Annotated in this window: 5 protein-coding genes and 1 pseudogene; 5 read left to right on the forward strand and 1 reads right to left on the reverse strand. The window is 66.1% G+C overall.

Features of this window, described 5'->3' with window-relative positions; genetic code table 11:
• From AC1D00_RS13055 to AC1D00_RS13075, 5 genes and pseudogenes are all read left to right on the forward strand, one after another.
• A partial coding sequence (locus tag AC1D00_RS13055) for a beta strand repeat-containing protein (RefSeq protein ID WP_477010952.1) occupies nucleotides 1–1,630 on the forward strand: 1,630 nt, incomplete at its 5' end.
• Between the two features lie 223 nt (nucleotides 1,631–1,853).
• Nucleotides 1,854–2,249, forward strand: coding sequence for a hypothetical protein (locus AC1D00_RS13060; RefSeq protein WP_477010953.1), 396 nt, complete (start codon nucleotides 1,854–1,856; stop codon nucleotides 2,247–2,249).
• A gap of 155 nt (nucleotides 2,250–2,404) precedes the next feature.
• A pseudogene (locus tag AC1D00_RS13065) lies at nucleotides 2,405–4,063 on the forward strand (thiamine pyrophosphate-requiring protein); the annotation flags it as partial.
• Nucleotides 4,064–4,168: 105 nt separating this feature from the next.
• Nucleotides 4,169–6,658, forward strand: a complete 2,490-nt coding sequence (locus AC1D00_RS13070) for a GAF domain-containing sensor histidine kinase (RefSeq protein ID WP_477010954.1) — start codon at nucleotides 4,169–4,171, stop codon at nucleotides 6,656–6,658.
• A gap of 79 nt (nucleotides 6,659–6,737) precedes the next feature.
• Nucleotides 6,738–8,381, forward strand: a complete 1,644-nt coding sequence (locus AC1D00_RS13075) for an alpha/beta hydrolase (protein WP_477010956.1) — start codon at nucleotides 6,738–6,740, stop codon at nucleotides 8,379–8,381.
• Nucleotides 8,382–8,384: 3 nt separating this feature from the next.
• Here the strand turns inward: AC1D00_RS13075 and AC1D00_RS13080 are convergent.
• A partial coding sequence (locus AC1D00_RS13080) for an MFS transporter (protein WP_477010955.1) occupies nucleotides 8,385–9,578 on the reverse strand: 1,194 nt, incomplete at its 5' end.

Below are 9,578 nucleotides of genomic sequence, written 5' to 3' on the forward strand. Positions count from 1 at the left end.
GCTCAACGGCACGAGCGCAGCCGATACGATCCAGGTGTCCGGCTCGGGCACGTCAGTTTCGGTCACAGGATTGCCCGCCGCTCTTGCCATTACCAACGCGGAAGGCGCAAACGACGCGCTCGTCATCGACGGCCTCGGCGGCAACGACACGATCTCGGCGGCCATGCTTGCCGCGGGAATCGTGCACCTGACGATCGACGGCGGCGCCGGCAACGATACGATCGTCGGCAGCGCCGGCAACGATACGCTGATCGGCGGCGACGGCAATGATTCCGTCGTCGGCGGCCGCGGCGACGACCTCGTGCAGCTCGGCGCCGGCCGTGACGTGTTCCAGTGGAATCCGGGCGATGGCAGCGACACCGTCGAAGGCGGCACCGGCGTCGACACGTTGCGGTTCTCCGGTGCCAACATCGCCGAGAACCTCACCATCACGGCCAACGGCGATCACGCCCTGCTCACGCGCGACGTCGGCAACATCACGATGGACCTGCACGGGGTCGAGCACGTCGATATCCACGCGCTGGGCGGCGCTGACCACATCGCCGTGGGGGATCTGACCGGAACCGACGTGACGCGGGTGAACATCGACCTCGGCGGTTCGGCCGGAACGCCCGACGGCGCCGTCGACACCGTCACGGTCGATGCCACCCAGGGCGCCGACACGTTCGGCGTCACTGGCAATGCCGGCGGCGTGACCGTCTTCGGCCTCCATGCGACCACCAACCTGGTCTCCATGGACGCGACCGATCAGCTGACGCTCAACGGCCTCGGCGGCGACGACGTGATCGATGCGAGCGGGCTTGCGGCCGGCGTGCTGCAACTCACGATCAACGGCGGACTCGGCAACGACACCATCCGCGGCAGTCAGGGCGACGACTTGATCAATGGCGGCGACGGAAACGACGTCGCGCTGATGGGCGCGGGCAACGACACCTTCGTCTGGAATCCGGGCGACGACAACGACACGATCGAGGGCCAGGGCGGTACCGACACGCTGCTGTTCAACGGCGCCAACATCGCCGAAACCATCAACATCTTCGCGAATGGAGGGCGTGCCGAGCTGACGCGGGACGTCGCCTCGATCACGATGGACACGCACGGCGTCGAAACGATCGCGTTCAATGCCCGCGGCGGCGCCGACACGATCAATGTCGGAGACATGAGCGGCACCGACGTGACGGAAGTGAAGATCGATCTGGGCGGCGTCCCCGGCACCGCAGGCGGCGACGGCGCGGCCGACAAGATCGTGATCAACGGCACGGGCGGGGACGACGTCATCTCGCTTTCGCTCAACAGCAATGGCGCGCTGGTGATCGACGGTCTCGCAAGCCAGATCGTGATCGAGAACTTCGACTTCAACGACACCATCACCATCAACGGACTCGGCGGCGAYGACGTGATCGAGGCGTCGGGCGTCGGCCCCGGCGGGCCGCACCTCGTTTTCGACGGCGGCGCCGGCGACGACGTGCTCATCGGCAGCGCGGGCAACGATACGCTGCTCGGTGGGCTTGGCGATGACGTGCTGATCGGCGGCGGCGGCGTCGACGTGCTGGACGGAGGCCCCGGCGACAACATCGTGATCCAGTCGTTGCTCGCCCATGCGAGCGTCCACTCGGGGACGTTGATCTGAGGCCGACGATCGCGGTCGCCCGGCGATCGTGTGTTTTGCCTGTCGGGCGCAGAGCGGAGGGCAATCGCGTACCCGCGAATCGATACGGTCGTCCCGGATTTTGCCGCTCACCATCCGGGCTACGGCGCTTTGACGGCCATCTGAGTCCTGATACTCTGCACGCCGTCGTGGCTCGGCGGGCCATGCCATCGATCGTTGAACCAGAACTGCCGAGAGGATGCGGATGAGAAGCGTGACGCTCTTGGCTCTCGGCCTCATGTTTGTCGGCGCATGGTCGCACGACAGCGCGAGAGGACAGACCTCGGTCGCGCCGCCGGTTTCGCTTGCTCCACCCAAGGCATCGCCGCCACGGGCGAGCGCCAGGAATTCCCCGGCAGCGTCCGACAGGGTGCCGTCGACACCAGCGACTGGCGGGCCTCCACACTCGCCGAATCCAGCCGCTGACTATGACGGCTTTAGCGCCGTCGACGACAATGACACTCCGGAGCAGACGAGGCGAGCCACGACGTCGCGCGCAGCAAAGGGTTCCAAGCCCAATCCGGATACGGCGCAGCAATTGATCGATCAAGAAGAGGAAGCGTTAAAGCGCAAGCTGACGATCTGCAAAAACTGCAAGTAGGAGGCCACGGCACCGAAGCGCTGATGCAATGGCCTTGCGGGTCCGTGCGGCTGGACGCCGGCGCTGCATACCTGACCTACCGCCTCCTTCGCACCCCCGCGCTTTACCGCTCCGATATTTCCTGATCCTCTCTCCCCCAATCGGCCGGAGCAACCGGCCTCGCCAGGGAGAGAGACGCCATGAAGCTCGGCACCGCCATTGCGGAAATCATGAGGCGCGAGGGCATCGAGATCCTCTGCGGCTATCCCGTCAACCATCTGATCGAGCATGCGGCCACGGCCGAGATCCGCCCCGTCATGGTGCGGCAGGAACGCGTTGGCATCCACATGGCGGACGCGATCTCGCGCGTGACGTCGGGACGAACGATCGGCGCGTTCTGCATGCAGCATGGGCCGGGCGCGGAGAACGCGATGGGCGGCGTCGCGCAGTGCTTCGGCGAATCCGTGCCCGTGCTGGTGCTGCCGATGGGCTATCAGCGCCGGCTGGCGCACATCGAGCCGAACTTCAATTCCAGCGAGGCGATGAAGCCGTTCGCGAAGTCYTCGGAGCCGATCATCCTCGCCGCGGAAGTCGCCAACATCTTCCGCCGTGCCTTCACGAAACTCAAGAACGGCCGCGGCGGGCCTGTCATCGTCGAAATCCCCTCCGACATGTGGAACGAGGAGGTGCCGGAACCGCTGAACTACACGCCGGTGCTGCGCACCCGGTACGGCGCCGATCCCGTGCATGTGAAGGAAGCAGCCGCCCTGCTCGTCAACGCCAAACGGCCGGTGATCTATGCCGGCCAGGGCGTGCACTATGCGCAGGCGTGGCCGCAACTGAAACGGCTTGCGGAACGTCTCGCCATTCCTGTCACCACCAGCCTGGGAGGCAAGTCGTCGTTTCCGGAGACACACCCGCTGTCGCTCGGCTCCGGCGGTCTTGCGGTGCCGCGCGCGGTGCCGAAGTTCCTCAGCGAGGCCGACGTGATTTTCGGCGTCGGCTGCTCCTTCACCGAGACCAGTTTKGGCATCGCGATGCCGAAGGGCAAGACCATCATCCACTCCACGCTTGATCCCAACCACCTCAACAAGGATGTGGAGGCCAGGATCGGCCTCGTCGGCGATGCCGGCCTCGTGCTCGATGCGCTGCTGGAAGAGATCGGCAGAACCGTCACGAAGGATCGCGACGCCTCGGCCGTCGCGGCGGAGATCGCCGCCTCGCACAAGGAGTGGCTGGCAAAGTGGATGCCGAAGCTGTCCAGCAACGACGCGCCGCTGAGCCCTTATCGGGTGCTGTGGGACCTCCAGCGCACCGTCGACATCAACAACACCATCATCACCCATGATGCCGGCAGCCCGCGCGACCAGCTCTCGCCGTTCTGGAAGGCGGTCGAACCCCTCTCCTATCTTGGCTGGGGCAAGACGACGCAGCTCGGCTACGGCCTTGGCCTCGCGATGGGCGCCAAGCTGGCAAAGCCCGACAAGCTCTGCATCAATGTCTGGGGCGATGCGGCGATCGGCTTCACCGGCATGGATTTCGAGACCGCGGTACGCGAGCGCATCCCGATCATGTCGATCCTGCTCAACAATTTCTCGATGGCGATCGAGTTGAAGGTGATGCCGGTCTCGACCGAGAAATATCGCTCGACCGACATTTCCGGCGACTATGCCGCGATGGCGCGTGCCTTCGGCGGCTATGGCGAGCGGGTGACCAGACCAGAGGACATCATCCCGGCGATCAGGCGCGGCATCCAGAAGACGAAGGAAGGCGTGCCGGTGCTGCTGGAGTTCATCACCAGCAAGGAGACCGAGGTGTCGCGGCCGGGCACGTGAGGCAGCCGGGTCTCGGCGGCACCCCGCGGGCGCTGGCTCCGGCCGCAGAAGATGTGATAATCCGGCCCGGTGCCGCGCCCGTCGCGGTACCAAGCCGGATTGCGAATGACCACCCCTTCCAACGATGTCGCCGGGATCGACGAGCTCAAACGGCAATTGCAGTCGGCCGCCGCCGAGAACACGCGGCTGCGCGATCGGCAAAACGCCAGCGCCGAGATCTTGCGCACAATCGCGGCATCTCCCTCGGATGCCCGGCCGGTGTTCGCTGCGATCGCGTCCAGCTCGAAGCGCCTGCTCGACGGCTTCTCCGCCACCGTTCTTCAGTTCATCGGCGACGAGCTGCACCTCGTGGCGTTCACGCCGACCAGCCCGGACGGGGACGAAGGGCTGAAGGCATCGTTCCCGCGCCGGATCGAGGATTTTCCGACCTTTGCCCTCGTTCGGGGCGGCGAGACGATCCAGTTTCCCGACAGCGAGGCCGAGCACGTCCCGGAGCTGAACCGCAATCTGGCGCGGCTGCGCGGCTTCCGCAGCGTGCTCTTCATGCCGCTGATGAGCCGGGGCACGGCGGTCGGCATGATCAGTGTCACACGCGCCGAGCCCGGCGCGTTCGCGCCCGATCTCGTACAGCTCCTCCAGACCTTCGCCGACCAGGCCGTGATCGCGATCGAGAATGCGCGGCTGTTCAACGAGACGAAGGAAACGCTGGAGCGCCAGACCGCCACCGCCGACATCCTGAAGGTGATGGCCGCCTCGCCGTCCGACGTGCAGCCGGTGTTCGACGCCATCGCCGCCAACGCCAACCGGCTGATCGGCGGCTTCTCCACCGCGGTGCTGCGCTACGTCGACGGCGCTGCGCACCTTGCGGCGTTCACGCCGACCGATCCGGCCGGCGATCGCGTGCTCCAGGCCTCGTTCCCGGTGCCGTTCGCACGGTTTCCGCCTTACCAGCTTGTGGCCAATGGTGCGGCGGCGCAATTGCCCGACACGGAGCTCGAGCCGGCCGCACGCGACATCGCGCGCGCCCGCGGCTACCGCAGCATGCTGTTCGCCCCCCTGATGAGCGAGGGCGAGGCCATCGGCGTCATCATTGCCACGCGCCGGGAGACCGGCGCGTTCGGCGAGCACCATGTCGGACTGCTCCAGACCTTCGCCGACCAGGCGGTGATCGCGATCAAGAATGTCAGCCTGTTCAACGCGACCAGGGAAGCGCTGGAACGGCAGACCGCGACCGCCGACATCCTCAAGGTGATCGCGGCCTCGCCGGCGGACGTCACGCCGGTGTTCCAGGCGATCTCCGACAGTGCCAAGGCGCTCATCGGGGGACATTCCTCCACGGTCACCCGCCTCATCGACGGCATGCTGCATCTGGCCGCCTTCACCACCGACAACGAAGCGGGCAACGCCGATCTGCTCAGCTCCTTCCCGGTGCCGCTGTCGGCATCGGGCATCCACAGCCGGGTGGCGGCAAGCGGGGAATATGCGTTCCGCAGCGACATGCAGAACGAAGCCGACCTCACGGACGCCATGAAGGAGCTGGCGCGGACCAGAGGCTATCGCAGCATTCTGGTGGTGCCGATGCTGCGCGACGGCGCTGCGATCGGCACCATCGCCGTGACGCGGCGGGAGGCCGGCCATTTCCCGGACAAGGCGATCAACCTGCTCAAGACCTTTGCCGACCAGGCCGTGATCGCCATCGAGAACACGCGCCTGTTCAACGAGGTCCAGGACCGCACGCGGGAGCTCGCCAGGTCGCTCGACGATTTGCGCGCAGCGCAGGACCGGCTGATCCAGACCGAGAAACTTGCTTCCCTCGGCCAGCTCACCGCCGGCATCGCGCATGAGATCAAGAACCCGCTCAACTTCGTCAACAATTTTGCCTCGCTCTCCGCCGAGCTGACGGACGAGCTGAACGAGGTGCTCGCGCCCGTTCCGCTCGCCGGCGACGTCCGTGCCGAGGTCGACGAGCTGACCGCGCTCCTGAAGGACAATCTGGAGAAGGTCGTGCAGCACGGCCGGCGCGCCGATTCCATCGTCAAGAACATGCTGCTGCATTCGCGCGAGGGCGGCGGCGAGCACCGGCTCAGCGACATCAACGCTCTGGTCGAGGAGAGCCTCAACCTCGCCTATCATGGCGCCCGCGCCGAGACGCCGCAGTTCGACGTGACGCTCAGGAGCGAGCTCGATCCGGCGGCCGGGCAGGCCGAAGTGTTTCCGCAGGAGATCACCCGGGTGCTCCTGAACCTGATCTCGAACGGCTTCCACGCCGTCACCAAGCGCAAGGCCGATGGCGGTGCGTCCGGTTACGAGCCGGTGGTGATCGCGGCGACGCGCGACCGCGGCGACACCATCGAGATTCGCATCCGCGACAACGGCACCGGCATTGCAGACGAGGTCAGGGAGAAGATGTTCAACCCGTTCTTCACCACCAAGCCGGCCGGCGAAGGCACCGGCCTCGGGCTGTCGATGAGCCACGACATCATCGTGAAGCAACACGGTGGCACGATCGACGTCACGACAGAGCCGGGCAAGTTCACGGAATTCACGATCCTGCTGCCGCGGAAGAGCAGCTTTGCGGAGAACAACAAGGGATAGCATCACCCCGGAGGATGCCTTGAAGAGTCTCGCGTGGTTCATTCGGCGACAACTCCTCTCGCTATCAGGTATCGGCCTCATGCTGGGCGCGCTGTTCTTCGCGGCCGCGCTGACGCCGACGCTGATCCCGCGCAGCTATCTTACGCAAGGTGCCCTCGCCGGTGGCTGCTTTGCGATCGGCTATTTCGCCGGAATCCTGTGGCGCCGGCTTTGGCACTATCTCGAGCTGCCTGAGCCTTCGACGCGCGCGCGATCGATTGCGAATGCGTTGGCGGCAGCAATCTGCCTGCTCATCGTGATCGTCTTCCTCTGGCGCGCCGCCGAATGGCAGAACTCGATCCGCACTGTCATGAAGATGGCCCCGGTCGAGACCGCACATCCACTCAAGGTCTGCGTCATTGCCGGGATCACGTTCGCAGTGCTGCTGGTGCTGGGGCGGCTGTTCGCGGTTGTCGTCCGCTTCCTCGCTGCGCGCGCGAGGCTCGTGATTCCGCGGAAGGTCGCCAACGTCCTCGGCGTGCTGGTCGCAGGCCTGTTGTTCTGGTCTATCGCCAGCAATGTCCTGGTCCGCACGGCGTTCAACGCGCTCGACTCCTCCTTCCGCGAGCTCGACGCCTTGCAAGAGCCCGAGCGGCCGCAACCGGCCGCCCCCGATCAAACAGGAAGTTCTGCGTCGCTGGTGAAGTGGACGGAGCTCGGGCGCATGGGGCGCCGGTTCATTGCCTCAGGCCCGACCGCGACGGAAATCGGCGCCGTTACGGGAGGGCTCGCGCAGAATCCCGTGCGCGTCTATGTAGGCCTCGGCAGCCGCGACACCGCGCAAGCCCGCGCCCGGCTCGCGCTCGAGGAGCTCAAGCGCCAGCACGGTTTCGAGCGAAAGATACTGATCGTCATTACACCGACCGGCACCGGCTGGATCGATCCGGCCGCGATGGATACGGTCGAATATCTCCACCATGGCGACGTCGCCAGCGTCGCGGTGCAGTATTCCTATCTCAACAGCCYGCTGTCATTGATGTTTCAGCCCGAATACGGCGCGGAGGCGGCGCGCGCGCTGTTTTCGGAAATCTACGGCTACTGGACGCGCTTGCCGAAGGACAAGCGGCCAAAACTGTATCTGCACGGGCTTAGCCTCGGCGCCATGAACTCGGAGAAATCCGCGGAACTGTTCGAGACGATCGGCGATCCCATCGCTGGCGCGCTATGGAGCGGGCCGCCGTTCGAAAGCCGCATCTGGCGCTCGGTCACYGCGAACCGCAATCAGGGCTCGCCGGCCTGGCTGCCGGAATTCCGCGACGGCCGCGTCGTCCGCTTCATGAACCAGAACGGGCCGACGGTGCCGGCAGATGCGCCCTGGGGTCCGATGCGCGTCGTCTATCTGCAATATGCCAGTGACGCGATCACGTTCTTTRCCTACCGCGACGCCTATCAGGCTCCGGCCTGGATGAGGGCGCCGCGTGGGCCCGACGTATCACCTGAGCTGCGATGGTATCCCGTCGTCACGATGCTGCAGCTCGCCGTCGACATGGCGGTCGCGAACGGCACACCGATGGGCTTTGGCCATGTCTACGCACCCGAGCATTACGTCGATGCCTGGGTCGCGGTTACCGATGTCCGTGATTGGTCTGCCGACGCGCTGGCGCAGCTCAAGGAGCAGCTTGCCGCGAAAGCGCGGAAGACGGGCGCAGGCAATGCCGACGATGATCCCGATCGTGGCGGCTAAACCCTACTCCGCCATCTCCACCTGCGTTGCGACGGTCGGGCCTGCCAGCGGCCGCTCCTCCATCATGATCAGGCAGAGCGCGGCGGTGGCCATCAGCGCGGTGGCGGCGCCGAAGACGTAGCGGAACGCGTGCCGCATGTCGTCGGCGGGGATCGCAGGGATGCTGCCTGCCGCGTGATGCTCACCGGCGAGCGGAATGTCGGTGCCGAGCGCGATCAGCAGGATGGCGGCGAAGGCCGCGACCGTGAACGAGGACATCAGCGAGCGGAAGAAGTTCATCGCGCCGGTGATGGTGCCGACTTGCGGACGCGCGACCGAATTCTGCAGCGAGACCACGCAGACCGGGAAGGTCGTGCCGAGCCCGAGTGCGAACGCGGCCATCAGCGTCAGCAGGCCCCAGAGCGGCAAGGTGGTGAGCGTCAGGCCCAGCGCGCAAATCGCGGCCCATGAGGTGCCGACAATGGCGACGCGCTTGTAATGCTTGGCACGCGCCATGGTGCGGCCGGCAATCGCCGCGCCGCAGGTCGAGACCGCCGCGAGCGGAATCAGCGCAAGCCCCGCCTCGCTGGCGCTGAGATGATAGACCGACTCGTAATAAAGCGGGAGCTGCACGGTGAGGCCCGTGATCGCACCAAGCCCGCAACCGCCGGCCGTCAGCGCGAACGGCGCCACCGATCCCGTCAACAGCTTCAGCGGCAAAAACGGTTCGTCGGCGCGGCGCGCGTGCCAGACGAAGGTGACCGCGAGCGCGACAGCGCCGCCCACCATCGCAAGCACGGTCGGCGAGAGCCAGGCGTAGCGCGTGCCACCCCAGGTCAGCACCAGCATGAAGACGACGGCGGAGGCCATCAGCAGCACGCCGCCGAGCCAGTCGACCTTGCGCTTGCGGTGGAACACCGGAATCTTCTTCATCTTCGGCAGCAGCATCGCGATCGCCGCGGCGGCGAGCGGCAGATTGATCCAGAAGATCATCGACCAGTGCAGATGCTCGGCGAACACGCCGCCGATGACCGGGCCGAGGATGCCGCCGACCATCCAGACGCTGGAGAAATAGGCCTGGTACTGGCCGCGCTCGCGTGGGCTCACGACGTCGGAGATCACCGTCTGCACCACCGGCATGATGCCGCCGCCGCCAAGCCCCTGGAGGCCGCGGGCGAGAATCAGCATCGGCATGTTCGGCGCGATCGCGCACATCAC

Source organism: Bradyrhizobium sp. P2_E8, from assembly GCF_056403875.1.